The organism is Aquibacillus salsiterrae, assembly GCF_028416595.1.
GTDB classification, from domain to species: Bacteria; Bacillota; Bacilli; order Bacillales; family Amphibacillaceae; genus Aquibacillus_A; species Aquibacillus_A salsiterrae.
In genome coordinates this window covers 199,437-225,886 of the sequence record NZ_JAMQKC010000002.1, presented here as the reverse complement: position 1 = coordinate 225,886, position 26,450 = coordinate 199,437, and the positions used below count along the sequence as shown (strand labels likewise).

Here is a 26,450-nt window from a genome sequence, read left to right as displayed (position 1 = left end):
CAACCAATTAGAAATTAATTGCTTTTCCGGTTTCAGCAGATCGATACAATGCATCAATAATCCGCTGAATAATAGCACCTTGTTCCGGTGTACTAATCGGCTGTTTTCCTTCCTGCAAACATTCAACAAAATGCTTTATTTCTTGCTCATGCCCACCAACATTTGGTAAATAGGCTGGTGTACTATCAATTAATGCCCCATGCTTTTCTTGATACATTTTAAGTGGGAAAATATCTGCGCCACCTTGATTTCCCATTAAAGACACTTGCATCGTGTCACGTTTTTCTACGTTAGCCGCAAACGCTGTCTCAAGCACGAGTGATGCGCCATTTTTAAATGTAATCATACCAACAGCCATATCTTCGACGGTAAAGTTTTCATAGTCCCAATCACCTAGAAGACCAACACCTTTTTTCGTCCCGATTTGTTGATGTGTTTTACCGAGAATTGTATCAGGTTCGGGATAACCCATTAGGTAAAGTGCAGTATCTAGCATGTGTACACCAATATCAATTAATGGTCCGCCACCTTGTAGTTCTTTATTAGTAAATACACCCCAACCCGGGATACCTCGCCGTCTAATCGCTTGAACACGTGCAGAATAGATATCCCCTAATTCCCCAGCATCAATAAATCGTTTGGCTGCCTGAACATCGGCCGTATGTCGGTAGTGAAAACCAAATGTTAATACTTTGCCACTTTCCCTAGCAACTTGTAGCATTTCATTCGCTTCTTCTTCCTTCATTGCTGGCGGCTTTTCACACAACACGTGACAACCCGCTGTTAACGCCGCCACCGTAGCATCTTTATGAAATTTATTTGGGACACAAACACTGACTGCATCAAGCTCAACACTATTAAGCATTTCTTCGTAGGAGCCGAATGAATGTGCGATCTCAAATTGCTTTGCTACACTCCTTGCTCTCTCCTCATTGACATCAGCTACAGCCACAATGTCAACTTTTTCAGACTGCTTCAAATAATTTGGAATATGTACATCTGAAGCAATACCACCAGCACCGATAATTCCAATTCTTAATTTCCCCATTAGTAACACTCCTTTTTAATTAATCGGAGCTAGACAGCTAATAGTAGCTCCTAGATTTATACATGGATACCTTTAACAAAAACCCCTTTCGAACTAGTCCAAAAGGGGAAATCTTGTTGTTAAACCCACCACATATCAGCAGGTTGTTCTCTAATTAATACAGCTTTTAAATTTTGGACAGCACGCTCAAAGCCTTCATCAATCGACATGATTGGGTCTTCATGTTCAATGCTGACAACATGATCGTATCCATAAGTTCTTAAAGCACTCATCATGTTTGACCAATCCTCTAACCCGTGACCACAACCGACAGAGCGGAAACTCCAAGCCCGTGTTTGTACATTACTATAAGGTTGCATATCAGTTAATCCGTACATATTAACATTATCTTGGTCAATATACGTATCTTTTGCATGGAAGTGGTGGATTGCCCCCGCTTTACCAAGGATCTTAATCGCAGCAACAGGGTCAATTCCTTGCCACCAAAGATGACTTGGATCAAGATTTGCCCCAATCGCATCACACGTTTCTTCACGTAGCTTTAACATCGTGTATGGCGTGTGAACTAAAAATCCTGCATGTAATTCTAAGCCGATTTTCACATTTTTTGATTCCGCATATTGTCCTACTTCTTTCCAATAAGGAATTAATTTTTCTTCCCATTGCCATTTTAGAACATCTGAATACTCATTTGGCCACGGTGCTACAGGCCAATTTGGATACTTAGCTCCTTCATGGTCACCAGCAGTCCCTGAGAAACAGTTAACAACAGGAACACCCATTAGATTTGCTAGTTCAATTGTTTTTAGTAACGTTTCATGACTCTCCTTAGCGAATACTTGGTCAGGTGTTAGAGGATTTCCGTGACAACTAAACGCACTAATCGTTAACCCACGCGATTCCACAGCAGCTAAGTACTCCTTACGAGCTTCTTCACTTCCTAGCAATGTGGTTAAATCACAATGGGCATTACCTGGATAACCTCCTGTCCCAATTTCAACAGCGTCAAGACCTGCTTTTTTCACATGGTCGAGCATTTCTTCAAAGCTCTTATCTGCAAATAATACCGTAAACACACCTAGTTTCATTTGAACGCTCCTCTCTAGTTAATCCATTAAAATATATGTCTAGTTTTCTAGATTTGAACATTTTTCTTCTGTTCATGCGATTCTAATGCTGCCAAAATTACTTCTAATGATTGTTTTCCCTGGTCACCATCAATTAATGGTTTCTTATTATCCAAAATACTTTCAACAAAATGATTAATTACACCTGTATTTGTTTGGCCACCAGATTCATTCGATTGGATTTGACCAAGCTCATAATTAACTGTCGAGCCGTCTTTATATTGAACAACTAAAGAATAGACTGGATCATCCTCTAATCTCATAATCCCTTTTTCTCCATAGATAATGGTTGAATTATCTTCCGCACTTACGTATGCCCAACTCGCTGCAAGGGTACCAATAATACCGGATTCTGTCCGTAACAAACAGACAGCATTATCATCTACATTACTATTTTGCTTGGCGTTTGATTCAATAAATGCGGAGACTTCTGTTACTTCTTCCCCTAAAATATACCGAATTAAATCTGCCTTATGAACGCCTAAGTCCCCAAGGGCACCGATAAACGCTTCGTCTTTTTTGAAGAACCAGCTAGATGCTCCGTCGACACTCCAACCTTCTGGGCCACCATGTCCAAATGCGGTTCGGAAGCTATAAATTTTACCTAAATCCCCTTGTTCAATTAACTGCCTAGCCCTCTGGTGAGAAGCTACGAAACGTTGGTTATGGCCGATCATTAACACTTTACCCGCTTTTTCAGCAGCTAGAATCATGTTGTCCGCTTCTTCGCGAGATGTGGCCATTGGCTTCTCGCATAAGACATGCTTGCCAGCTTCTAAAGCAGCAATCGAAACCGGTGCATGTAAATAATTCGGTGTACAAACGCTTACTGCATCGATGTCGGTTTGTTGTACTAATTGTTGGTAATCTGTATAAGCTGTTGCATTATATTTTTGAGCAGCAGCTGTTGCTCGTTCTTCGACAACATCACAAACAGCAACAATTTCTACTTCTTTGTTTTGAAAATACTCTGGTAGGTGACGATGAGTTGCAATACTACCACAGCCAACTACTCCTACTTTTAATTTAGTCATTGGTTCTACACCCTTTCTTATTTTTCGGATATGTTTTCAATTGGTTTGTGATTTCCATACGTTGGATATTCGCGATTTACTGGTTTTACAAAATGTACTGCATTACGAATGACACGTTGTACCTCTTCGTTATGATAGGTCGGATACGTTTCGTGACCAGGTCTAAAATAAAAGATTTTTCCATTACCACGTCGGTATGTACAGCCTGAGCGGAAAACCTCTCCACCTTCGAACCAGCTAACAAATACTAATTCATCTGGTGTTGGGATATCGAAATGTTCACCGTACATCTCTTCTTTTTCTAATTCGATATATTGTCCAATTCCTTCTGTGATTGGATGTGTCGGGTCTACTACCCAAAGCCGCTCGCGGTCATCGGCTTCTCGCCACTTCAAGTCACATGAAGTTCCCATTAATTTTTTAAAGATTTTCGAAAAGTGACCAGAGTGAAGTACAATTAATCCCATACCTTTTAACACACGTTGATGTACCTTTTCCACCACTTCATCAGCTACTTCGTCATGTGCCAAGTGCCCCCACCATACAAGGACATCTGTTTGATCAAGTACTTCATCCGTTAGACCATGACTTGCTTCATCTAATGTAGCTGTACCAACATCCAAACCTTCCTCACGCAAAAAGTTAGCGATCGCACCATGAATTCCCTCTGGATAAATTTCTGCAACTACCGGATTCTTTTGCTCATGGCGATTCTCATTCCACACCGTAACTCTCATTGTTTACATCCCCCTTGGACCTTAGGCGGTTCTCCTAGGCCTTGATTTGTAATCGATTACATTACTACTTTACATTTTACAGGATATGAAACCCTTGTCAATTGGTTTTAGCAAACTTCAGCTAATTTACCGTGATTTTTTTTATGTCGATTCACGGATTATTAGCTCATGTTCCATCACCATACTCTCCACCCGCATGCCTTTGATACGATTGATTAGCATATTTGTAGCAGCAGCCCCCATTTTAAACATAGGTTGTGCAACGGTAGTTAGTGCTGGATAGGTCATATTGGAGAAGCTAATTTTGTCAAAACCTATTAATGCGATATCCTTAGGAACTAGCAGTCCACTAGAATTGATTTCCTTTAATGCACCTATTGCTAGAATATCGGATAAGGCAAAAACCGCTGTTGGACGGTCCTTTAAATCAAGTAACTTTCGCATAGCATGTTGCCCGTACTCAAAACTAATACTTTCTGTATGATAAATGAACGCTTCATTAGCAGTAATGCCAAATTCGTTTAGGGCCCGCTCGTAACCACACTTTCTCTCTCTTGCATATAAGTATCGTTCATCCGATGAAATGAGTGCAACTTTTTCATGTCCAAGTTTAACCAAATGTTTAACCGCTTGATAAGCAGCAAGCTCATTATTTATCGTCACATATGGTATGTTAATATCCTCATCATATTCGCTGCATTGTACGATCGGATAGGATTCAGCAAGTTCCGCTAGTTTTGCTTTGTTTACAGCAGGGTCCATTGATATAATTCCATCAGCCATTCTTTTTTTTAATAAACCAAAATACCTTTGTTCATGTTCCGGATTAGAATCAGTCTCACAAAGTAGGATATTATAACCTAAGTTTATCGCCGTTTCTTCTATTCCGTTGATAATTTCGGTATAAAAAGGATTAGATATACTAGGAATTAAGACAAGAATTAGCTTACTTTCTAATGTACGCAAATTACGTCCTAACATACTAGGTTCATAATTTAACTCTTCAATCACTTTTTCGACCTTTTGCCTAGTTCTCTCTGTTACTCCACTATAGTTGTTAATTACTCGTGAAACCGTGGCGACGGAAACTCCTGCTTTTCTTGCAACTTCCTGAATATTTGCCACCATATTCTCCTACTTTCTACCCAAAATCTGTAATCGATTACAAACTATGATAGTATGCTTTTAAAACACTGTCAAACATTGTTTTGATTTAATTATTACAAAAATTCAATTAGTCTTTATCAATATCTTTATAAACCAAGTGGGTAACTATTTCTCTTTTCATAAAGACAGTTTTCTAATCATATCCGATTATTCCCTTCATATTATAATAGAAAGTAAGCAACCCCACCACTAAACGCCTTACCTATCTTCCACTTCTTTTAAGAAAAGCGCAAAGCTCCCGGAGCTAGACAGCTCTTGGATTTTTTTATACTTTCAAATTAACACATATGACACTTTCACCATGCGTAAAAAAAGACTGAATACTCCATTTACAGTTCGAAGTATTGTTTAATGAAGAACCTTACAGATGAATATTGATGCGGAGGGATTTTTATGGGAAAAACAAAACATAGTGGCCCAACCAAATTGCCAAAGCTGCCTGACCCTCGTTTATGGGTTAGTAAAACACCCTTTGGACTTGGAACAGTAAAACCTCACCATCTGCGTGATACGTTAAAAGTTATCTGGGAAAATCGAGACAATCTTGGGTTTGCTAACCGAATCTTAACTAAAGGCGTATGCGATGGTTGTGCACTCGGTGTACTAGGTATGAAAGATGAGACATTAAAAGGCCCCCACCTATGCACCACAAGATTAAATGTTCTACGATTAAACACAATGCCTGCCATGAAGGAAAAATATATCCATGAGGATATTAACGAGTTACGTAAATTGAGTAGTGCGGAACTTCGTAAACTTGGCCGAATTCCGTACCCGCTCATTCGTAAACCAGGTGAAAATAGATTTAGTCGCCTCTCATTTGATGATGCATTAGACTTGATTGCAAATAAATGGAACGCTATTAACCCAACACAGTCAGCCTTCTATCTAACTTCTCGAGGAATTACGAATGAAACGTATTATACTGCTGGAAAAGTTGCACGGTTTTTAGGCACAAATAACATTGATAATGCATCACGAATTTGTCACTCCCCTTCAAAAACTGCCTTAACTAGGTCACTCGGAATTGGCGCATCAAGTTGTAATTACAAAGATTGGATTGGAACAGATGTCCTTGTGTTCTTTGGATCTGTTGCTGCAAATAACCAACCTGTATCAACGAAATATATGTATGCCGCAAAACGAAAAGGTACAAAAATAGTGATAGTCAATCCTTACTATGAACCATCCATGAAAAATTATTGGATTCCCTCTATTCCAGAGTCTGCTCTCTTTGGAACTAAAATTGCTGATGATGTATATCAAGTAACTATTGGTGGAGATATCGCCTTCATGAACGGTATTATGAAACACTGGTTTGAGATGGAAGAAGTAACCCCCGGTTCTGCAATCAATCATCCTTTCGTTAACGAGCATGTCAATGGCTATCAACAACTCAAACATAAAGCAATCTCCTACAATTGGGACGAATTAGAACAATCTTCTGGTTTGTCTAAGCAAAGGATAGTTGAATTTGCCGAACAGCTCGCAAAAGCAAAATCAGCTGTATTTGTTTGGTCAATGGGACTAACTCAACATCGGTTTGGAACGGATAATGTATCTCAAGTTGCCAACCTCGCCTTACTTCGCGGCTTTATCGGCCGAGAGCATTGTGGATTAATGCCAATTCGGGGACATTCTGGTGTTCAAGGTTCTAGTGAAATGGGTGCAGATCCCTTTTCTTTACCAGGTGGTGCAAATGATCAAAATAATCGAAACAGGATCGAAAAGTATTGGGGATTTGACCTACCTGATTGGCAGGGAGACACTGTCGGACCATCTTTAGAGAATGCTTTATTACCTGAAGACCACGAACGTAAATTGAAGCTTTATCACATGTCAGGCGGAAATTTCCTCGAAACAATGCCTAACCCAGACTACGTGAAACAGTGTTTAGAAAATATTGATATTCGTGTTCATCAAGACATTATTTTCAATACGTCAACACTTTTTGATGCAAAAGAAGCTGTTATCGTTTTGCCTGCGATGACTAGGTATGAACAGCCTGGTGGCGGGACATCTACATCAACAGAAAGAATGGTTTATCTTTCACCAGAAATCAAGGGACCACGAATTGGTGAGGCTCGGGCTGAATGGGATATTTACCTTGAACTAGCCAAGCGAGTCAAACCTGAACAAACACATCTCATCGATTTTAGAGATGTACAACACATCCGAGAAGAAATTGCCCATACAGCCCCAAATTATGATGGAATACAGTATTTAGATGATAAAGGTGACGTGTTTCAATGGGGAGGGGCCTGGCTTTGCGAAGGTGGCATTTTTCCAACCCCAGATAAAAAAGCAAACTTACTTGCAATCGACATTCCTGAACGAAGAAAATCCGAAGATGAATTCTATGTTACAACTAGACGCGGAAAACAATTCAATTCAATGATTTATGATGAAGTTGACCCGTTTAACAACGCTGACCGCTTCGATGTTTTAATGAATGAGGCAGATGCCAAAAAACTCAAGATAAAGCAAGGTGAGTCTGTAGTTGTTTATAATGATCATGGCACATTCTATGGTACAGCAAAATATGTCCAACTAAAATCTGGTAACCTTGAGCTGCACTGGCCTGAAGGAAATGTGCTAATCCCAAAAGGTGTTTATGAAGAACATGCGAAGATTCCAGAATATAACACCACCGCAACACTAGAAAAGGCAGAGACGTATGTTGCTTATAAAGATACTCAATATATTGAAAAAAGGATTGAAGATTTAGAAACGGATCCAAATTAGACAATCGTTCAAACCTAGACACCTCTGGTTTTCCTTTCTTATATTTCAAGAATATATATACTCCCACTCTTCGACCCCACTGGCAGTGAGGTCGATTTTTCCATTCAAATTAATTGATATCACTTTACTGCATGAGGCTCATTCTACAATTTTCGTCAATTTATTGGCCTTTTATTTTTAATTTTCACTTATATACTATAGAATATAGGTAAAAGTAGAAGTGATGATTGCTTTAGTTATTGGAGGTTCCAACATTGTCGAATACATACCAAAATTCAAAATTAAAAGTGTTTTCTCTAAGTTCAAATCGTCCTCTTGCAGAAGAAATTGCTGCAGATATTGGTGTTGAGCTCGGGAAAAGTTCTGTCAAACAGTTTAGTGATGGAGAAGTTCAGATTAATATCGAAGAAAGTGTTCGTGGCTGTGATGTCTTTGTTATTCAGTCTACAAGTGACCCGGTAAATGAACATATTATGGAGTTACTTGTTATGATTGATACATTAAAACGAGCGTCAGCAAATACAATAAACGTGGTCATTCCATACTATGGATATGCACGACAAGACAGGAAAGCAAGAGCTAGAGAACCAATTACAGCAAAACTAATTGCTGACCTTATTCAAGTGTCCGGTGCAGACCGCGTACTTTCTGTTGATTTGCACGCTCCACAAGCACAAGGTTTTTTTGATATACCAGTTGATCAATTGCTTGCCGTTCGAATTTTAACCGAATACGTAAATCAAAAACAACTAGATGATATTGTTGTTGTATCTCCAGACCATGCCAGTGTAACGAGAGCAAGGCAAATGGCAGAGCTATTAAAAGCACCCATTGCGATTATTGACCGCCGGGGACCAAGAGAATATATTCCCGGTGAAACAAATGTCAATGTTGTTGGCAATATTGAAGGGAAAACTGCTATTTTAATTGATGATATCATTGACACAGCAACACGGATCACACGAGGAACAAAAGCGCTAATCGAAAATGGTGCCAAAGAAGTATATGCTTGTTGTACCCACCCTGTCATGTCAGGACCAGCGATAAAGCGAATTGAAGAATCACTAATCAAAGAAGTTATATGTACGAACACGATACCACTTACAGATGAAAAAAGAATCGAGAAAGTAACCCAACTCTCAGTCGCTCCCCTACTAAGTGATGCGATTATTCGTATATATGAACAACTACCAGTAAGCCCATTGTTTGAATAAGAAAAGCTTAAGACCTCAGGCGGGGTAGGCGCTGACTAGGATTTTTTTATACTTTTGTATCTTTTTAAGAAAAAACACAAGCCCGTGCATCGAAAAGCACAGGCTTGTGTCGTTTATTTTTGTATATCTCTACCTTCCCCACTCTTTAACGAACCATTTTTGTCTACATTGTCAATTTTACCGTTGATTGTACCTTCTGTGTATGAATCAGTTGACTGTTCATGAGTGATTGCCATTCCTTGCGATAAAGGGTCATTTGACTGATAATCCGCAGGGCTGTACACTTTTTCTGCAACTTTGTTGGCGTCTTCTTGGCTAACCTTTTTAACCATCATCCATACCTCCTTTTGTCTCCTTTAGCTTTGTCATTGCCTGGTGAAAATATGAGTAAAAGACAGAGAAAATTCGCAAAAAATCAGTGAAGGTTATTCATAATTGCTTCAGCATTCAACCTATTACATTTGTCCGAACAAGTTACATATTTTCAAAAATTGGTATGGTAACTGTCCTCGTAAAATGCGATAATGACTAAGGTATTATTTTTCAGGAGAGGAAAAAAATATGGTTAATTCAAATGTGTTTCATTATTTAGGGCTAATTATCGTAGCAGTCATTTGGGGTGCTAACTTTGGTATATCACGGTGGGCTATGGAAGTGTTCCCTGCTGAAGTATTTGTTTTTTTGCGATTCGGCTTAGCTTTACCAATTCTTTTTATCGTATTAAAACTAACGGAAGGATCGGTTAAGGTAGACAAACAAGATATTGTTAAATTAGCATTAATTGGTTTAATCGGGGTCACCTTATTAGAAATATTGGTCATGTATTCTATTAAATATACAACATTAGCCAATGCTTCGTTATTGAATGTTGCTCCTTGGCCAATATTTGCAGCATTATTTGCTCCCCTTTTCACTCGGGAAAAAATGACGTTACGATTAGCTTCAGGAGGCATCGTTGCACTTATTGGGGTTACACTCATTATATTGGGTGGTAAAGACGGATTTAATTTAAGTTCTGAATATATGCTTGGTAACTTTCTTGCACTATCGATTAGTCTAATTGGGGCATTGTTTAACCTTGCCTGCATGCCATTAATGGATAAATATTCTCCAATGAAGGTAACTTCTTGGTACGTACTGTTTGGGTCTTTGTTTTTAATTCCAGTTACTATTTCTGGTTGGAGCCAAGTTGCATGGAATGATATTTCACCAATTACATTTGGCGCTGTTTTTTATAACGTTGTATTATGTACCGTTGCTGCATTTGTATTATGGAATTTATCAATGAAAAAAGTTGGAGCAGCAAAAGCCAACTTTTACAGATACTTTGTTCCAGTTGCAGCTGCCGCTTCTGGTGTACTATTTTTCAATGAGCAAATTATGTTGCCGCAAATTATTGGTGGGTTAATCATTGTCTTAGGATTAGTATGGATTGGAACAGAAAGAAAGCAACCAATAGCTATTCCTCCACTTAACGAAAAAGTACGAAAAGCTAGTTTAGATAAAAATTAACACTCCGTCCGAACTTATGGTTCGGACTTTTTTTGTCTTTACACAGTCTCAAGCAACTATAAAGTCCCCTTCCATTCACAATAAGAAAGTGCAGCATCAAATAAAGCAGGAATCCAATATATGACATCATAGAGTTTTTATAGTGGTTTCATTTAATTTGCTAAATATTTTCACTTCACTTTATAATACGATATAATAAATTTCGAGGCACGAAAGAAAAGGAGAGCTATCTATTGGACCAATCATTAACAAAACAAGCAAAAAAAGAAAAAATTTGGACGAGAGACTTTGCCCTTATCTGTGCGGCAAACTTTTTTATTTTCTTAGGATTTCAAATGACACTTCCGACTATCCCTCTCTTCGTTCAACAACTCGGTGGAACTGATAAGCTAATTGGTGTGATTACGGGGGTTTTCACCTTTTCCGCCTTATTAGTTCGACCTTATGCAGGCCATTCGTTAGAATCAAAAGGACGTCAATTTGTTTACATGCTCGGACTAGCAATTTTTGTTTTTTCTGTTGGTTCTTACGCATTAATTGCAAGTATCCTCTTTTTGTTTATCATGAGGGTTGTGCAGGGGGTCGGTTGGGCATTTTCAACGACAGCAACAGGAACCATTGCAACAGATTTAATCCCTGAGAAACGTCGAGGGGAAGGGATGGGGTATTTTGGACTATCCGGCAATATTGCATTAGCATTTGGCCCTTCCCTTGGTTTAACGCTTGCCGGTTATCTATCTTTCATGCAATTGTTTTTGATTTGTTCTGCGTTAGGCCTTGTAGCTTTTTTGTTATCCACACAAATTCGGTACAAACAAGTCGAAAAGTCAGAGGAACAAACAAAAACACCAAGATTCGATGTGTTTGAAAAAAGCGCGATAAAACCTTCAATGTTATTGTTTTTTATAACGACTACATTTGGCGGTATTGCATCGTTTCTTCCACTTTATACAGTTCAAAAAGGGATAGCCGGCATCGAAACATACTTTTTGATCTATGCTTTATTCCTATTAATTTCTAGAACTTTTGCAGGAAGGTTATACGACTCCAAAGGGCATATAGTCGTTTTCCTACCTGGTACATTGATGATTTTTACGGCTATGCTATTATTGCTTTGGTTACCGAACTCACTCGTTTTATTTACCGCAGCTGGACTATACGGATTAGGATTTGGTACCATCCAACCGGCTCTTCAGGCCTGGGCAGTTAACGAAGCGCCAGGAAATCGCAAAGGTATGGCGAATGCTACCTTTTTCTCCTTTTTTGATTTAGGTGTTGGCGTCGGTGCCATTACGTTTGGGCAAATTGCCTTTAGTTTTGGCTATAATTACATTTACTTGGCAAGTGCTTTTTCCATATTACTAGCAATGATTCTTTATCTATTTTTGCTATGGAAGGATAAACAGCAACAAGGTTCCGCAAACATGGGCAATTAAACCTATATACCGATACAAATCATGACATTTGACTGACTTTTTTGTCGAAAACTATTGGAAAATGTAGTAATTGTGGTATAATATTACCAATAATTTGAAACCGATAAAGGCAAACTTATCGAAAGGTAAGGACGCAAAGCCACGGGCCTACAGCAAAACATTTGCTACTGGTAGCCGGGTCGCCGAAGAGGACAGGTGAAAAGCAAGCCTATTTTCTTAGGGCTTGCTTTTTTATTTTTATTAAGGAGGATTGTCATTGTCTATAAGCGGTTTAATTGGCCAAGAAGATTTTTTTCATTATTTTCAACCAATCTATGTCCTTGAGACAAATCAACCGTTAGGATTTGAAGCATTATTCCGAACGAGTCATTATTCAAATCCTGAATTCATTTTTAATACCGCTCGAAAATTAAATCGATTATATGAATTGGATTCGCGGTCCATTCATAAGGCTGTATCAGCCTATCAAAGAGCTGGTTTTTTGAAAGAAGAGCAGCAAAATTTATTTGTGAATATCTTCCCATCGACAATTTTAAACCCAAGATTCAGTTCATTTCTAAACAAGATTATTGCTGAGTTCAAACTGACTAGCCAACAAATAATTCTTGAAATTTCAGAAGCTGAGTACATACCCGATTTACTAGCATTTAAAAAACAAGTCGACGCAATTAAAGCAAAAGGATTTCAAATTGCATTAGATGATATTGGACATGGATATTTCACTTTTGAATCGATCATTGAGCTACATCCAAATTTCATTAAATTGGACCGATATTTATCTGGGGGATTACATGTCTCCAAACAGAAACAAACTGTTGTATCAAATTTTGTAAGCTATTGTCACGATAATGAGATTGCCCTTGTGTTGGAAGGTCTTGAGGATGAACGGGAAGTTGATACGGCAAAGTCATTAGGAATAAACCTTGCACAAGGTTACTATTTGGGAAAACCCGAACAATTAAAATGGACCGTATAAAGTCCCTTGGTTTTCGAGGATTATGACATAGGTCTATTCTTTGATCTTGAAAGAAATATAAATACTTGGTTTAGCATAATCAATAAACGGGTAATTAATGATTAACTGACACTTTATCCCCCACTTGCCCCTTCTTAGGGGCTCTTTTTTTTGCAATATTAAATGCCGCGTTTTTATAAGTGTATAAGAAATTAATAAGACAATTAGTGACTCGTCTCGGAAGGTAGTCGACAGTTGTTGGAACCTATACACTACTATTTGCGAACATCTTCCAATCTTATAGAACGTATTTACCGCCTTTCTTTCACCCAACTTGTCCATATAATTTGCAGGATGACTTCAACAATTTTACATCATTATCATTTTTTATTATTTTTTCTACCACAATCAACAATCAAAGTGTAATTTCGACAAAAAAACAAAAAATACACATGTTTACAGTAAGGACGGGCGTTATAAACTAAATAACGTGTTAATTTTTTGTAAGGAGGCAAAACCGTGTTACGTGAAGGCTTTTAGAAAGCTTATGTAAGGGATTCGAGATTGCATTTAAACATTAAGACTTAACAGAAACAAAGCAATCATTTAAGAAAAGAATTAAGATAGGAGTTTTTTAAAATGGTGAAAGTAAAAGACCGTGAAAGTAAGTTAGAAAAATTACGTCTACAAATGTACAAGTCTTTCCAAGATGACCGTTACGGTGAAGAAGTTGTAACCATCTCTCAAGAACTGGACAAATTAATCAATGAATTTATCGTCGTACCTACTCCTAATAAATAACATGTTAAAGCTGTTAGTCGGGTAGTAGAACGATAAGTCGAATAGATGAATAAATCGGATTTATTGTAAAAGATAGAGAGATAAAGGCAACCTTACTGAAAAGTAATTACGCAAAGCTATAGGGGCTAAGGGAAACTATGCCAGCCAGTTACCGAACTTATCTTTTTTTGTTTAATTAGGAGGATTGGGTAATGTATCACAATCGAATAACTGATAGGTACAAGCACCCACTACGTTGGGTGCTTATTTATACGGTGAAGTGTATATGGCAATTGAAAGTAACCTATCATAACCCCAGATAACCCAAAACCCCTTGAGGGAGGTATCCTCCTAATAAACAAGTTGTTTTTTTAGATGTCGAGCTTTTCAAAATGGTGAGAAAATGGTGAGAGGAATAATTCTAAAACAGAATTTCTTTTCCTCTAGGGAGTATGTACCCTGGTTTATGAACCGCTAAACCACTTTTTTTATTTTTTTATTTTATCAGGCTGTTTTTTAAACAGGATTATTGTTATAGCTTATCATTTATATCCAACGTCATTACTTACAAAATAAAGTACGAAAACAGCTCTGCAGTAATACCTAGACTACCCCCTTTTTCCGAAAAAGACCGCGGTGACCACCGATTAACAAAAGTCAGGTTAATGTCGTAATCAGGCCGACGATACGTTTCTACCGTAGCATTTATTTTATTCACTTCATCACTTCCCTTCCTAAGCTGTTTTCCATTCCATCCTAAATAATTTCATTTCTTTCAACCACTTATTTGCTTGGACGTTAAATTTGCTAATTTTGTCAAAGATTACATTTTAAGCACAAACTTTACAATTCTATTACAACTACCATTTTCACTAGATTCCTATGCTATAATGGCTTTAATTTAAAAAATGGTATAAGAAAAAGGAGAAAGTTGTAATGAAAAAGACTTTAATGACGATTACTGCAACCGCTTTAATTGCTACATCATTTGGTTTTTCACCTTATGTAGAAGCAGCAACTGCAACTAAACAAGCCATCTCTATAAAAGAAACATACCCTAACGGCATCTCTAGTAAACTAGTAGCTACGAATAACAAACAAGATGCTAAATCTACTGCGTCCATAGCATCAGCAAATACATATTCAGTTAAAGCGGGTGATACGCTTTGGGGAATTAGTAAAAAAACTGGTGTATCTGTTACAAATCTAAAAAAAATTAACAGCCTCTCATCTGATGTTATCAGAATTGGACAAGTATTAAAGTTAACTAGCGACAGTGATAAAGAAGAAATTGTTCAACTTGCTGCAGATGTAGACAAAGACGTTACAAACCTAATAAATGAAGCTACAAAGTTAGTTGGAACGAAATACGTGTTTGGTGGTTCTTCCCCTAGTGGTTTTGATTGTAGTGGTTTCATTTATTATGTTCTTAACAAGTCTGGAAAAGATGTGGAACGTAAATCATCCTTAAGTTATTATAAGCAGTCAACCAAGTTAGATAAACCTGAAAAAGGTGATTTTGTATTCTTTGCAGGGACATACAAACCAGGTATATCACATATGGGAATTTACATAGGTAATAATTCATTTGTTCATGCGAGCTCAGATGGGGTTCAAATTTCTAGCTTAAGTAATTCTTATTGGAGTGAACACTTTTACTCATATGGTAGATTTAAGGACTAGTAGATTCTAGTCCTTTTTTTGTTAAATAACAAAAAAAATCTGTCTAGCTTATATAGATCAATTTATGGTCAAAAGATCCAATTCTAGCAATTTTCCCCACTATTATGTCAAATTCGTTAAGTAGAGTTACAAATCTATAACATTCGCTATTTTTCGACAATTCCATGCTATACTCGATTTAACAACATGATCTAACAACAAGGAGATGGAATGAATGAAGAAAACTACGAAGACGTTACTTTCACTTGCGACAGCGTTTACAATCGGAACTGGATTTTCCTCTACCGCTAGTGCCGCAACTTATACTGTTCAATCAGGTGATTCCCTTTGGTCGATTGCTCAGAAATATGGGACAACTGTCAACCAGTTAAAATCGGTTAATAATCTATCAAGTAATGTCATTTTCCCGAATCAACAATTACAAACTAGCGAGTCTACTTCAACTGGGTCTACTTATGTAGTTAAAGCTGGTGATACGCTTTGGAAAATTAGTAATACAACTGGAGTTACAATCACTAATCTAAAGCAGTTTAACAATTTAAAGTCAGATATGATTTATGCGGGTCAGAGCCTAAACTTAAAAGGTGAAACAGCATCATCAGAACCAACAGCTAAGATTGCTTCAGTGAGCAAAAGCCAGTTGGTAGTTGAACAAGCAACGAAATTAATCGGCACGCCATATAAATGGGGTGGTACTACACCATCTGGATTTGATTGCAGTGGTTTTATTTGGTACGCCTTTAATAAGGCAGGTCTTGATATTTCTCGCGTCTCTTCCGCTGATTACTACAAACAATCAACTAAATTGTCCAGTCCAGAAATGGGTGACTTAGTATTTTTCAAAGATACGTACAAAAGTGGTATTAGCCATATGGGAATTTACGTCGGAGACAACTCCTTTGTACACGCAAGCTCAAGTGGTGTTCAAAAATCAAGTTTAAGCAACCCTTATTGGAGTCAACATTTTGCAGGCTACGGAAGCTTCTTAAAGTAATTGTTAAACCAGTCCATTTGGGCTGGTTTTATTTATAAGTTAGACATGAACTGTCTTGCGCAGGTGCTATATTGAGCTTTTCTTAATTTATCCAACTTCGCTTAAAAATATGTAGTTTTTTACAGGAATGACTGAAAGCATTTTTTCGCATGATATAGTTACAGGAGGTGTTTCAATTGGCTCAAGATGTATTATGTGAGGTAAAAAACTGTCACTATTGGGCACAAGGAAATAAGTGTGCCGCAGACGCTATTTACGTTGTTAGTCACTCCGGAAAGCAAGCTGCAAATCAACGCGAAACAGATTGCCAAACGTTCGAGCCAAAAGAATAAATATCCCTTCTAGTCCAATCTGGCTCTCTTTTTAGAGAGTCAGATTATTTTTGTTGCTATAAATGTTTTACTTTTCTGACAATATTGACAACTTAATAAATTAAAGTTAGTGTTAATAGCATCTGTTTGTTGTTTTTAAATTTTTTAATATGAGGGAGATGATTAAAAGTTGGACAAGCTTAATAATGCAGCCTGCTTAAACCAGCCTTTAATATTGGATGCGACTGTGACAACAGTTGAGGGATTATCTTTACGAAAAGAATCTTTACCACTACGTATGGATAGCCTTGGTCCCGAAACCTTAAGTTTTTCAACTGAGAAGGTATTTACAATCGGACAGCACCTTGTTTTAGATATTTGTTTAAGTTGTTTAAGTTCTTCTTCCCACAACCAAATTTTTGGTGAAGTAATCTGGTCTCAAGAAACTACAGAATCCAATACATATGGCTTGAAAATTGTTTCAGCAGATAACAATTATTTCCAAATTACCGGAACTCCTGTAGAAAGATTTCATACAAAAGAATTAGTTGGTGGACGACATTGATTTGTCGTCTTTTTTTAAGTAAAAAATGCAAGAGCTGTCTAGCTACAGCGCCTAGCCCGCCTGAGGTCAGACCAAGGCGCCCTGCGCTTTTCTTAATTGAACTACACCGGACTTGAGTACACCCCTCACCTTGCGATAAACTAAATAAAGAAGGGGTTTTTCCAACATGATCAAAATAGTCGCTATTACAAAAGAATTGAAACGAATAGAGCTTCCATCCATTAATGAACTACAATCCTTGGACTACGATTGGTTTTGGATTGATTTTAATGAACCTACCGAAGAAGAAATTAATCAGTTAGATTCTGAACTTCATTTCCACCCTTTAGCTATTGAGGACTGTATCCATAGCTTACAACGGCCGAAATTGGATTATTACGATGACTTTTCTTTTTTTATCACTCACGCCATTAATCCAACTGACCTTACTAAAGAAGAGCACGATTTCTTCCTAGGGGATGATTACATTGTTACTTATCATAATAAATCTTCTAGAGAAATCGACCAAGTTTGGAATCGATTAGCCAAAATACAGGATTTATCTAAATGGGATGAATACCGAATCTTTTATGAAGTATTGGATAAGATTGTCGATAACTATTTTCCAAGCATTTACGAAATTGAGGATGAGTTAAACGACATTGAAGATAATACAAACGATGAATCAATGGATATTCTCCTTGACCGCTTATTTGATATTCGCCACGAGTTACTGCGATTAAGGCATACAATTAACCCAGTTCGAGATCTTTTTTATCGCATGTTGAATTCTAGTCACCTAGAGGGGATTAAGGAAAGAAAAGAATATTTCGCAGACATTTATGATCATCTGCTTAAATTATCCGAAATGGTATCCTCCAACCGCGAAATAACGAATGATATTCGTGACAATTATTTATCCATCAACTCCCACCAAACAAATGAAGTAATGAAAGTGTTAACGATTATTACGTCTATTTTCGCTCCATTAACTTTTATTGCTGGTATTTATGGTATGAATTTTACCAACATGCCTGAATTGTCTTGGCAATATGGATATTTCACGATATTGATTTTAATGGGAATTATCGCCTTACTGATGTATATCTGGTTTAAACGAAAAGGTTGGTTTTAATAAAGGTCTCCCCACTCATAATTGGGAGACCTTTTTTTGAAAAGATAAGAAAAGATCCAAGAGCTGTCTAGCTACAGCGCCTAGCTCCTCTGGTCTGACCAAGGACTTGCGCTTTGCTTATTACATCCGTCTACTCTTTCACGACTCGAACAAGATAGCTTTCAATTTCTGACATGATATCTTCAAAAGATGTCCCGTCATTTCCCATTTCACGCATTTGTAACAATAGTTTTTTTAACTGTTCCGTTTTCAGTTTGGTCATCATTATCCCCCATTCGCTTGCTGTACTAAAGACTATTCGAAATAAGTAATCGTGTTAAAGGGGCCGACAAACAAATCATTTCAATTTAATCCAATTCGTTTTATAGTCTTGTCGAATGACTTATCTATTAAAAAGTAATCAAAGATATAAAGATTTTATTTAATTTTTCGACCGATTTCCCGCGAATCTTCTATACTTTTCACGAAATTGTAATCATTTCGACATGAATTGTAACATAAATATGAATTTACGAAGAGATAAATTCGTAGTAAAATGTACAGTAGCATGTGCATTAAAAGGAGTTTGTTAAATGAAACCAACTAATTATAACAATAAGTCACGAGTTCAAAAGCGCAAGGCTAAACATAAAACAAGAAAAAGAATTTTTTGGATACTTGTCCCCCTTCTCTTTCTAGCAGGGGCTACCTCAGTCTATGGAGCGTATATCTACAATAAAGCTGCTGATGCAGCCGATGGTTCTTATAATCCGCTTGAAAGAGATAAAGTAGATCAAGAGAATAGTTCAGATGAAAAGAAATCAGACAAATCTAAAGAAAATGTTTCGATTTTATTTATTGGCGTCGACGCTAGTAAAAAAAGAGGAACAAATGGAAATGCTTTATCGGATGCTCTTATTCTTGCTACCTTAAACCGCGAAGATAAAAGTGTAAAGATGTTAAGTATTCCTAGAGATTCCTATGTTTATATTCCTGAAGTCGGGTATAAGGACAAAATAACACACGCTCATGCATATGGAGGTCCACAAGCAACAATCGAAACAGTAGAACAGCTATTTGATATTCCTATCGACTATTATGTTAAAATGAATTTTAATGCTTTTATCGACGTTGTTGACGCATTAGACGGCATAACTGTCGACGTCCAAAAAGAAGTGTGGGAGCAAAATTCAAAAGACGTAAAGAATGCCATTCATTTGTTACCAGGTGAACAAGAATTAAACGGTGAAGAGGCATTGGCACTCGCTAGAACAAGAAAGATGGACAATGATATTCAGCGCGGGCTTCGCCAGCAGCAAATCTTAAAGGCTATTATTGATAAAGGTACTTCGCTAGGATCAATCTTCAAGATTGATAATGTTATTGATGCAGTTGGTAACAACATGGAAACAAACATGAAATTCAGTGAAATGAAAAATCTTGCATCGTATGGAGCAAAAGGAAAAATCGATATTGAATCGTTTACACTAAAAGGTTATGACTATTGGCCTGAGGACGTGTACTACTACCAACTAGATGAAGAAGATTTAGCTGAGAAGAAACAAATGTTACAATCACATTTACAATTAGACAATCAACAAACTGAATCTTCAACCGAGTAACAAACGGTAATCAATTCTTGCCAACGCGTCTGTATAACATTGGGCCTATAATTAGTTAACATCATTACCTACGATAGAAAAAAGACTTATCCTCTACTAAGTAAGAGAGGATAAGTCTTTTTTTAAAAGATAAGACAGGCATGTCCTACTCTATAGTAAGCATATGCCCAAGGTTATTACTTCTTAATTATGACTAAGCTCTGTTTCACTTCATCGGTTTTCGTTGCTTCTACTACTCCAACAAATTTACCATTTTTGTATAGCAATTCTTTGCCATCAACAAATACTTGATAATTAGAAGGATTTGACACATTAAGTGTAATTTCTACTGCACGATCAAACATCGTTATACCAGAATTTAAGTTAATACTATGCGGAATTGCTACTAATAATGATTTTTGCAAAAATGTTGCAAACTGTGCACGTGTGACCGGATCTCTTGGTTTAAAATCTTGTAATTGATTCGTAATACCATATTGCGCAAAGATTTTAACATTTTGCTTATGCGAATCACTAACATTATTTAAATTGATTGTCGTTTCTTTACCATTATCCTTTAATCCAAGGGCTTTTACCATTGTTGTAGCCATTTGTTCACGAGTCATTTTTTCAACTGGTCTAAACGCCCCACCACCACCAGTGAAAATGTCCGGGGTTACAGCAGCTATTTGCTCCGCATAATCATTAGTCTCATCAACATCTGTATAATACTTTGATAATCTACTTAAATAATCTGTCGGAATTGCTAAGTTAAGAGACTTTTGAAATAAAACAGCACCATGCTGACGTTGTAGCTCATTGTAAGGACCAAACGTTCCTCCTGGATAGCCTTTTATTACTCCAGCAGCTGCTAAAGAATTGACAGCTTCAAAATGAGAGTCTCCTTTTTTAATATCAGTAAAAGTTACTGCTGCTGACACACTTGAGGCAAATACAGTTGCAGCTAAGGAAACGGATAAAGAGATAACCATAACTTTCTTCGCGATCTTGTTAAACATAGTTTAAATTGTCCTCCCTTGTTTGTTTCGATATCTAGTCTCCTTTATATTAAACGATAAGGGTTCGACTTGGAAGGACAAAAACTACTATTTTTCGACTGGAAAGTAAAGGAAATCGATATAAACCATTCTCGAACGATATCAAGGCATAAGCCAAGCCCTGACGTGGCGCTCTTTTGCCACAAAAGGGATTGACCTATGCCCGAAGTGCTAGACGCCCGGAGCTAGACAACAAGAAAAAACCCCACAAACAATAGTTTATGGGGTCCATCTTTATATTTATTACTAAGGGATTAAAAGTTTTACAAGTTCATTACTATTAGTTTACTATAATATTACAAATTAGTCAAATATTTATACATGAAAATGGAAAAATGTTCACGACTTATTTTTTCATTGGGTTTAAAGGTAGCATCTGGATAACCCTTCGCAATTCCATTATAAGCTAACGCATCAATTTCCTCAAATGCCCAGTGATCAGCCGGAACATCTTCAAAAGCGGCTGTCCCGCTTCCCTCTAATTCAAATGCTTTTGCCATGATAACAGCCATTTGAGCTCTTGTTAATTCCCCGGTTGGGTCAAACGTACTATCCTCTCGCCCAGTTATAAATCCTAATTCAACTGCCTTAGCTACTGCTTTGTACCCATACATACCTTCTTGAATATCAGTAAAACCAGGGTCTCGGACTACTTCGTCTTCTATATTAATTCCCATCTGATTAAGAATCATTTGTACAGCTTGTAGTCTTGTCACGTTTTCTGTGGGTTTAAAGGTTCCATCAGGAAAACCATGAATGATGCCTTTGTCACTTAGAAATTCAATTTCTTTACGGTAAGATAGGACATCCGGATAAATGCCAATCCCCTCAAAAGCTACCTTTAAGCGATAAGCTTGAGTAGCCCAATGATTGTAAACATCATAAATAGCTAAATAGTATGTCCCTGGTTGAAAGTTCATTGTAAGACTTTCATCTTCACCCATGTCATGTTCATCTATTTCATAGGATTTAACTTGCTTGCCGTCTTCATATTGATAAAGTTCTCCAATTAAATCTAGCTGACTAGCAACGTTTGTCACTGAAATAGTTCCTTGTCCTTCTTTTTCCACTTTGAATTTCACCCAGTCTACGTCCATCGGTAACTCTATTTTTTCTTCCCTTGTTTGATTTAACCGAATGGCTATTGCACTTTCTTCAACATCAGGGGCATCGGTGTCAAGCGATGGTAAATTAGTCATCATTAATGCTTTGTATCCATTGACAACACCATATCCCCCTTTTTCTACCCATTCTGATTGCTCATTATGTGATGCACTCGCTTCAAGTACCCACTCTATTTGTGCAGGGGTCCATGTTGGATGCTCTGCTATTAATAGTCCAGCCAAGCCACTGACCATTGGCGCTGAGAAAGACGTACCAGAATCATAGGCATAAGATTCGTCCAAATACGTACTTAAAATGTTTTCCCCTGGTGCAGCTACATCTGTTGTTGGTCCGTAATTAGAAAAGATTGTAGGCTCATTTACTTTGTTAATCGCACCTACAGAGATTACAGGAGTATATGCTGCTGGATAAGACAGCTCAGTGGTATCATCGTTACCCGCAGCGGCGACAAGAACGATACCTGCATCGTAAGCCTCCCACAAAGCTTCATTTTCTGAGGAACTAAACTCATAGGTTCCGTAACTCATATTGATAACATCTGCACCTTGGTCAATCGCGTAATAAATACCGTCAACTACATCTGAAATAGCTGCTTTTCCTTCTTTATTTGCTACCTTTACTGGTAATATTTTCGCTTTAAAATCGATACCAGTGATACCAATTTGATTGGAGTTAGCTGCTATAACACCTGCAACTTGCGTACCATGCCCATGTTCATCATTTGGGTCATTATCATCTTCAACAAAATCATACCCAGGCAATAACCTTCCTTGTAAATCCGGGTGGCTTGCATCAACCCCCGTATCAAGGATTGCAATAGTGACATCACTTGAACCTTTAGTAACATCCCATGCTTTTGTCATATTTAGCTTGTTTAAGTACCACTGTTTGTTATAGTTTGGATCACTTGGTACAAATTTCATGTTTCGATTGTAATCAGGCTCTGCAAAAGTTATACTATTTGTTCCGCTTAACACGCTTAAAGCTTTGGAAAAATTGATACCCTCTGGAACAGAAACAACTTGATAACCCCTTTTAACTAAGGAATCTGATGTCTCCTCTTGGTTTAAGCCAAATTGTTGAAAGTCAACAGATGCACCCTTTGCTAACTTAACTAAAATTCTGCGTCTATTCACTTCATCCAAATTAATTGAATCTCCGGTCATAATTGATTTTGTTTTACCTTCGTTTGATAATTTGGGGCTTAGGTCTTTCCTATCTTCCTTATGTAATGGCATAGAGTAATTATCAGCGAAAACAAATGTAGGTATCGAAAAAATCAATAGAATGGTAATGATAATTGCTGTTAAACGGTTTGTTTGGGTTCCCATCTCATCATTCCTTGTTAATTATGTATTTTTCCTTTTGCAAATCTAGTAATCTACCCTTTTATTTTATCATACTTTAGTCCGTAAGAATGTTATCGATTTTAGCTGTTTTCTTGAAGAGTGTTGTTGCAGTACACGCTTCAAATGAGCAGGCGCCGGAGCTAGACAATAAGAAAAGCGTAGGCGCCTTGCTAGACCCGACTGGCATAAGACAAGACCTGACGTGGCGCTCTTTGCCACAGAAGGGATTGACTTATGACCCGAGGGGCTAGGCGCCGGAGCTAGACATCTCTTGAATTTTTATATTTTCTTACCTTATAAACAAAGAACAGGACGATTTTCGATAATCGTCCTGTTCTTTTCTTCTTAGTAGTTTACCATTGTTCGATACAAGAAAATCGCAAACTGTGATCTCGTTATATCCTCATTTGGTTGAAAAGGATCCGCAACAGTTACGTCATTATAATAAATTAAATTAACTGCTTCTGGATTCCAAATTGCTTGTTGATCTTTAAAAGTATGGTTTGTAGTTGGCTTTTCATAATAAGCGGCAAAGGATGTACTCATTACTTGTGCCATTTGCGCACGTGTTAGAAGTTCTTTCGGCCTTAGCATACCACCTGCCCCAAGCAACCCGTTATACTCCACTTTTGCTAATTGATTAAAATAAGGATTAACCACATTTACATCATCCGCTTCCATCTGATAATCGGACGGCATGTCTAAATCAAGGATATTGTCCAAGATGACAGCAACATGCTCTCTTTTTATCCGATCAAACGAACCGAAGTTCCCATTTGGATAACCGGTTGCATAACCGTTTAAGGCCATAAATGCTAAAGCTGCTGCTCGTTTATCATCGTTAGAGTCTTCAAACATCATTGTTTCTGATCCTTTGTTGAGATAAGCTGATGCAACATAGCCGTCAGCTGAAACACCCTTCACTTTGTAATAAACAAAATCATTTTCTAATGAAGAGGATTCCTTTGGAGTTGCGACGATCTCTAGTGGTGTATAGGGCCATAATTTCGTCGTGACTTGTCCCTGAACAAGGTCAGGACGTAAACTAACAGATCCATCGCGTTCATCAATAAAAACAATATCACCAAGTTTATACATTTGTTGAGACCTGGTAATAGTGTTCGTTGTATAATGTTTACCCTCGGCGAATTTCATCTTACTACTACCATCTTCATAACGAATATCAAAGGTTGGAAATTCAAATAGATCCTCGCTCCAGTAAATAAGGGAAGAACCCTCCATCCGATTATACACACGCTCCTGGTAAGCCGTAGTTGGGTTTAAATTTGGATCATTTGTTTTGGATAGGCCATTATACGCCATAACTGCGAAATACCAATTTTCTAATACAGACCGGTCACGATCATTTATTTCTGGTAAATAACTTAACTCCCACTTTCGGTTTAACACTTGTGCAGCAACTTCGATGTTGTACACCATATCAGTCTTTAACTTTTCTTCGTCTACAGGTAAATCAATATCAGTAGGTGTGACCTGCATGATACCGATGCCACCATCGTCAGACACGTTTGGCGAACCATCCGACTTAAATTGCGAATACCCAGTTTCAACAAACGCTATCGCCTTCATTATTTCTGGTGGAATATCATACTTAAGCGCGATTGTCGTAATCTGTTCTTTAATTTCTTCTATAGACAGATTACTAGATTCAGATGAAGCTGCTGACACAGGCGTTGCCAGCATCAAGCCACATAATAATACGATGATAAGTGATGATTTTTTCAACATTACAACCTCCCCTTCTATCTACTTATCTTCATTATACTAGATTTCTAGCCCGAAAACATTGGGGTATTGTTCCTGTTTTTTACCAAAATAAGGAATCCATGCACATGACCTGTTGTTCACTGTTTTACCGTAATATCCAATTTTCAACGAGGACAACCGTTGTTATTTCAGTTGAAATCCTGTATATTAATACACAGTGACCGCGTAGTCATGTCCTTGATGACTAACTGGTCATTCAAACAAGGTGCTCAAAAGGGGGATTATCTTTGCACGAGAAAAAGAAACATATGATGGAAACGGCGATGACATTGTTTTCCGAAAAAGGCTTTCATAGTACAACTATTCAAGAGATCGCTCAAAAAAGTGGTGTATCAAAAGGAGCGTTTTATTTACACTTTAAATCTAAAGAAGATTTAACACTGCAAATTTTTAAACACTATTATCAAAATGTAATGAATCAAATTAATATTGCCAAACAAAATTCGACAGACCCTACTGAATCGTTAGCCAAACAGATCGAGGTATTCTTGATATCGCTTGTCGAGAATAAGGAATTTATTATTATGCACATGCGCGAAAACATTTCATTAGGTAGTGAGGTGGACCATTTCATCCAATATATCAAAAATGAGAACTTCAAATGGAATAGTGAGAATTTATTTGCCATTTACGGTGAAAAACTAAAGCCTTACATTGTGGATGCCACAAGCCTCCTAGAAGGTATTATTAACGGTTATTTGCAGTGGATGATTATTGATAATGTGACCGTCAACACAACCAGACTCTCCCACTATATTTCCAGAAGAGTTGACGACTGTATCCAAGGCTTACTAAAAGAAAACGAAGAACCTCAAATAAAACCAACTCAAGTCATGAAACATATGCCAGATCAAACACAAATAACAAACGAACAATTAAAAGAAACGTTCCTATCGATGAAAGACAAAATTTCCTTACTACACATTTCAGAGTCACAACAGCGTGATTTAAATACTGCCATTGATGTGCTAATTGAAGAAGTATCTCACAACGAGCCACGACCGGTAATTATTAAAGGCATGCTCAGCCATTTTGCTGATATATCTGAAATGAATGATCCATACCAGTTTGTTTTGAAAAAGTTAGATAAATAGCTTTTCATCTAATTTACGAATACATAACGAAATG

Annotated in this window: 24 protein-coding genes and 2 riboswitches; of the genes, 13 read left to right on the top strand and 11 right to left on the bottom strand. The window is 37.4% G+C overall.

Annotation, left to right across the window (positions count from 1 at the left end; translation table 11 throughout):
* Positions 1 to 7: 7 nt before the first annotated feature.
* The 5 genes from NC799_RS03580 to NC799_RS03560 form a co-directional block, all read right to left on the bottom strand.
* A complete protein-coding gene (locus NC799_RS03580; RefSeq protein WP_272444972.1) occupies positions 8 to 1,048 on the bottom strand; it encodes a Gfo/Idh/MocA family protein in 1,041 nt (346 codons plus the stop codon).
* 119 nt (positions 1,049 to 1,167) lie between these two features.
* Complete coding sequence (locus NC799_RS03575) at positions 1,168 to 2,136, bottom strand: sugar phosphate isomerase/epimerase family protein (RefSeq protein ID WP_272444971.1); 969 nt, start codon at positions 2,134 to 2,136, stop codon at positions 1,168 to 1,170.
* Positions 2,137 to 2,183: 47 nt separating this feature from the next.
* Positions 2,184 to 3,209 (bottom strand): Gfo/Idh/MocA family protein, encoded by a 1,026-nt coding sequence (locus NC799_RS03570; RefSeq protein ID WP_272444970.1) that lies wholly within the window; start codon positions 3,207 to 3,209, stop codon positions 2,184 to 2,186.
* 17 nt (positions 3,210 to 3,226) lie between these two features.
* Positions 3,227 to 3,946, bottom strand: coding sequence for a ThuA domain-containing protein (locus NC799_RS03565; RefSeq protein WP_272444969.1), 720 nt, complete (start codon positions 3,944 to 3,946; stop codon positions 3,227 to 3,229).
* A 141-nt stretch (positions 3,947 to 4,087) separates the two neighbouring features.
* Positions 4,088 to 5,071 (bottom strand): LacI family DNA-binding transcriptional regulator, encoded by a 984-nt coding sequence (locus NC799_RS03560; protein ID WP_272444968.1) that lies wholly within the window; start codon positions 5,069 to 5,071, stop codon positions 4,088 to 4,090.
* 435 nt (positions 5,072 to 5,506) lie between these two features.
* Between NC799_RS03560 and NC799_RS03555 the strand changes: the two genes are divergently transcribed.
* Positions 5,507 to 7,858 (top strand): FdhF/YdeP family oxidoreductase, encoded by a 2,352-nt coding sequence (locus NC799_RS03555; RefSeq protein WP_272444967.1) that lies wholly within the window; start codon positions 5,507 to 5,509, stop codon positions 7,856 to 7,858.
* A gap of 254 nt (positions 7,859 to 8,112) precedes the next feature.
* Positions 8,113 to 9,072 carry a ribose-phosphate diphosphokinase gene (locus NC799_RS03550; RefSeq protein WP_272444966.1) on the top strand — a complete coding sequence of 320 codons (960 nt, stop codon included), beginning with the start codon at positions 8,113 to 8,115 and terminating at the stop codon, positions 9,070 to 9,072.
* Between the two features lie 113 nt (positions 9,073 to 9,185).
* On the opposite strand, the gene NC799_RS03545 is transcribed toward NC799_RS03550, so the two are convergent.
* A complete protein-coding gene (locus tag NC799_RS03545; protein WP_272444965.1) occupies positions 9,186 to 9,404 on the bottom strand; it encodes a YozQ family protein in 219 nt (72 codons plus the stop codon).
* 229 nt (positions 9,405 to 9,633) lie between these two features.
* Here NC799_RS03545 and NC799_RS03540 point away from each other — a divergent pair, with 229 nt between their 5' ends.
* The 4 genes from NC799_RS03540 to NC799_RS03525 all read left to right on the top strand — a co-directional run bounded on the left by NC799_RS03540 (position 9,634) and on the right by NC799_RS03525 (position 13,776).
* Positions 9,634 to 10,584 (top strand): DMT family transporter, encoded by a 951-nt coding sequence (locus tag NC799_RS03540; protein ID WP_272444964.1) that lies wholly within the window; start codon positions 9,634 to 9,636, stop codon positions 10,582 to 10,584.
* A 233-nt stretch (positions 10,585 to 10,817) separates the two neighbouring features.
* The gene (locus tag NC799_RS03535; RefSeq protein ID WP_272444963.1) at positions 10,818 to 12,020 is read left to right on the top strand and encodes an MFS transporter; all 1,203 of its coding nucleotides are present in this window, start codon (positions 10,818 to 10,820) and stop codon (positions 12,018 to 12,020) included.
* Positions 12,021 to 12,118: 98 nt separating this feature from the next.
* Positions 12,119 to 12,207, top strand: a riboswitch (cyclic di-GMP riboswitch).
* A gap of 69 nt (positions 12,208 to 12,276) precedes the next feature.
* Positions 12,277 to 12,996, top strand: a complete 720-nt coding sequence (locus tag NC799_RS03530) for an EAL domain-containing protein (RefSeq protein WP_272444962.1) — start codon at positions 12,277 to 12,279, stop codon at positions 12,994 to 12,996.
* Positions 12,997 to 13,614: 618 nt separating this feature from the next.
* The gene (locus tag NC799_RS03525; RefSeq protein ID WP_272444961.1) at positions 13,615 to 13,776 is read left to right on the top strand and encodes an aspartyl-phosphate phosphatase Spo0E family protein; all 162 of its coding nucleotides are present in this window, start codon (positions 13,615 to 13,617) and stop codon (positions 13,774 to 13,776) included.
* A 75-nt stretch (positions 13,777 to 13,851) separates the two neighbouring features.
* A riboswitch (cyclic di-GMP riboswitch) is annotated at positions 13,852 to 13,932 on the top strand.
* Positions 13,933 to 14,320: 388 nt separating this feature from the next.
* Here NC799_RS03525 and NC799_RS03520 read toward each other — a convergent pair.
* Entirely contained in the window at positions 14,321 to 14,473 is a 153-nt protein-coding gene (locus NC799_RS03520) for a hypothetical protein (protein ID WP_272444960.1), read from the bottom strand.
* A gap of 218 nt (positions 14,474 to 14,691) precedes the next feature.
* Between NC799_RS03520 and NC799_RS03515 the strand changes: the two genes are divergently transcribed.
* The 5 genes from NC799_RS03515 (at position 14,692) to corA (ending at position 18,422) form a co-directional block, all read left to right on the top strand.
* Entirely contained in the window at positions 14,692 to 15,438 is a 747-nt protein-coding gene (locus NC799_RS03515) for a C40 family peptidase (RefSeq protein ID WP_272444959.1), read from the top strand.
* Between the two features lie 214 nt (positions 15,439 to 15,652).
* Complete coding sequence (locus tag NC799_RS03510) at positions 15,653 to 16,432, top strand: C40 family peptidase (RefSeq protein WP_272444958.1); 780 nt, start codon at positions 15,653 to 15,655, stop codon at positions 16,430 to 16,432.
* Positions 16,433 to 16,608: 176 nt separating this feature from the next.
* Positions 16,609 to 16,764, top strand: coding sequence for a DUF1540 domain-containing protein (locus tag NC799_RS03505; protein WP_272444957.1), 156 nt, complete (start codon positions 16,609 to 16,611; stop codon positions 16,762 to 16,764).
* Between the two features lie 169 nt (positions 16,765 to 16,933).
* Positions 16,934 to 17,308: a hypothetical protein gene (locus NC799_RS03500; RefSeq protein ID WP_272444956.1), complete on the top strand. Its 375-nt coding sequence runs from the start codon at positions 16,934 to 16,936 to the stop codon at positions 17,306 to 17,308.
* 166 nt (positions 17,309 to 17,474) lie between these two features.
* Positions 17,475 to 18,422, top strand: a complete 948-nt coding sequence (gene corA / locus NC799_RS03495; RefSeq protein WP_272444955.1) for a magnesium/cobalt transporter CorA — start codon at positions 17,475 to 17,477, stop codon at positions 18,420 to 18,422.
* 130 nt (positions 18,423 to 18,552) lie between these two features.
* On the opposite strand, the gene NC799_RS03490 is transcribed toward corA, so the two are convergent.
* The gene (locus NC799_RS03490; protein ID WP_272444954.1) at positions 18,553 to 18,684 is read right to left on the bottom strand and encodes a hypothetical protein; all 132 of its coding nucleotides are present in this window, start codon (positions 18,682 to 18,684) and stop codon (positions 18,553 to 18,555) included.
* A gap of 310 nt (positions 18,685 to 18,994) precedes the next feature.
* Between NC799_RS03490 and NC799_RS03485 the strand changes: the two genes are divergently transcribed.
* Positions 18,995 to 20,023 (top strand): LCP family protein, encoded by a 1,029-nt coding sequence (locus tag NC799_RS03485; RefSeq protein ID WP_272444953.1) that lies wholly within the window; start codon positions 18,995 to 18,997, stop codon positions 20,021 to 20,023.
* Between the two features lie 176 nt (positions 20,024 to 20,199).
* Here NC799_RS03485 and NC799_RS03480 read toward each other — a convergent pair whose 3' ends face one another.
* The 3 genes from NC799_RS03480 to NC799_RS03470 all read right to left on the bottom strand — a co-directional run bounded on the left by NC799_RS03480 (position 20,200) and on the right by NC799_RS03470 (position 25,283).
* On the bottom strand, positions 20,200 to 21,021 hold the full coding sequence (locus tag NC799_RS03480) for an S-layer homology domain-containing protein (protein ID WP_272444952.1): 822 nt from the start codon (positions 21,019 to 21,021) through the stop codon (positions 20,200 to 20,202).
* 335 nt (positions 21,022 to 21,356) lie between these two features.
* Complete coding sequence (locus tag NC799_RS03475; protein ID WP_272444951.1) at positions 21,357 to 23,516, bottom strand: S8 family serine peptidase; 2,160 nt, start codon at positions 23,514 to 23,516, stop codon at positions 21,357 to 21,359.
* Positions 23,517 to 23,879: 363 nt separating this feature from the next.
* Positions 23,880 to 25,283 carry an S-layer homology domain-containing protein gene (locus NC799_RS03470; protein ID WP_272444950.1) on the bottom strand — a complete coding sequence of 468 codons (1,404 nt, stop codon included), beginning with the start codon at positions 25,281 to 25,283 and terminating at the stop codon, positions 23,880 to 23,882.
* A 266-nt stretch (positions 25,284 to 25,549) separates the two neighbouring features.
* On the opposite strand from NC799_RS03470, the gene NC799_RS03465 reads away from it, so the two are divergent.
* The gene (locus tag NC799_RS03465) at positions 25,550 to 26,416 is read left to right on the top strand and encodes a TetR/AcrR family transcriptional regulator (protein WP_272444949.1); all 867 of its coding nucleotides are present in this window, start codon (positions 25,550 to 25,552) and stop codon (positions 26,414 to 26,416) included.
* The last annotated feature ends 34 nt before the right edge of the window (positions 26,417 to 26,450 follow it).

Excerpts from the sequence above, each read along its gene's own strand:
- NC799_RS03470 (WP_272444950.1), bottom strand. The coding sequence starts at position 25,283 with ATGTTGAAAAAATCATCACTTATCATCGTATTATTATGTGGCTTGATG.
- NC799_RS03565 (WP_272444969.1), bottom strand. The coding sequence starts at position 3,946 with ATGAGAGTTACGGTGTGGAATGAGAATCGCCATGAGCAAAAGAATCCG.
- NC799_RS03545 (WP_272444965.1), bottom strand. The coding sequence starts at position 9,404 with ATGGTTAAAAAGGTTAGCCAAGAAGACGCCAACAAAGTTGCAGAAAAA.
- NC799_RS03475 (WP_272444951.1), bottom strand. The coding sequence starts at position 23,516 with ATGGGAACCCAAACAAACCGTTTAACAGCAATTATCATTACCATTCTA.
- NC799_RS03515 (WP_272444959.1), top strand. The coding sequence starts at position 14,692 with ATGAAAAAGACTTTAATGACGATTACTGCAACCGCTTTAATTGCTACA.
- NC799_RS03490 (WP_272444954.1), bottom strand. The coding sequence starts at position 18,684 with ATGACCAAACTGAAAACGGAACAGTTAAAAAAACTATTGTTACAAATG.
- NC799_RS03570 (WP_272444970.1), bottom strand. The coding sequence starts at position 3,209 with ATGACTAAATTAAAAGTAGGAGTAGTTGGCTGTGGTAGTATTGCAACT.
- NC799_RS03485 (WP_272444953.1), top strand. The coding sequence starts at position 18,995 with ATGAAACCAACTAATTATAACAATAAGTCACGAGTTCAAAAGCGCAAG.
- NC799_RS03510 (WP_272444958.1), top strand. The coding sequence starts at position 15,653 with ATGAAGAAAACTACGAAGACGTTACTTTCACTTGCGACAGCGTTTACA.
- NC799_RS03575 (WP_272444971.1), bottom strand. The coding sequence starts at position 2,136 with ATGAAACTAGGTGTGTTTACGGTATTATTTGCAGATAAGAGCTTTGAA.
- NC799_RS03555 (WP_272444967.1), top strand. The coding sequence starts at position 5,507 with ATGGGAAAAACAAAACATAGTGGCCCAACCAAATTGCCAAAGCTGCCT.
- corA (WP_272444955.1), top strand. The coding sequence starts at position 17,475 with ATGATCAAAATAGTCGCTATTACAAAAGAATTGAAACGAATAGAGCTT.
- NC799_RS03525 (WP_272444961.1), top strand. The coding sequence starts at position 13,615 with ATGGTGAAAGTAAAAGACCGTGAAAGTAAGTTAGAAAAATTACGTCTA.
- NC799_RS03580 (WP_272444972.1), bottom strand. The coding sequence starts at position 1,048 with ATGGGGAAATTAAGAATTGGAATTATCGGTGCTGGTGGTATTGCTTCA.
- NC799_RS03480 (WP_272444952.1), bottom strand. The coding sequence starts at position 21,021 with ATGTTTAACAAGATCGCGAAGAAAGTTATGGTTATCTCTTTATCCGTT.
- NC799_RS03540 (WP_272444964.1), top strand. The coding sequence starts at position 9,634 with ATGGTTAATTCAAATGTGTTTCATTATTTAGGGCTAATTATCGTAGCA.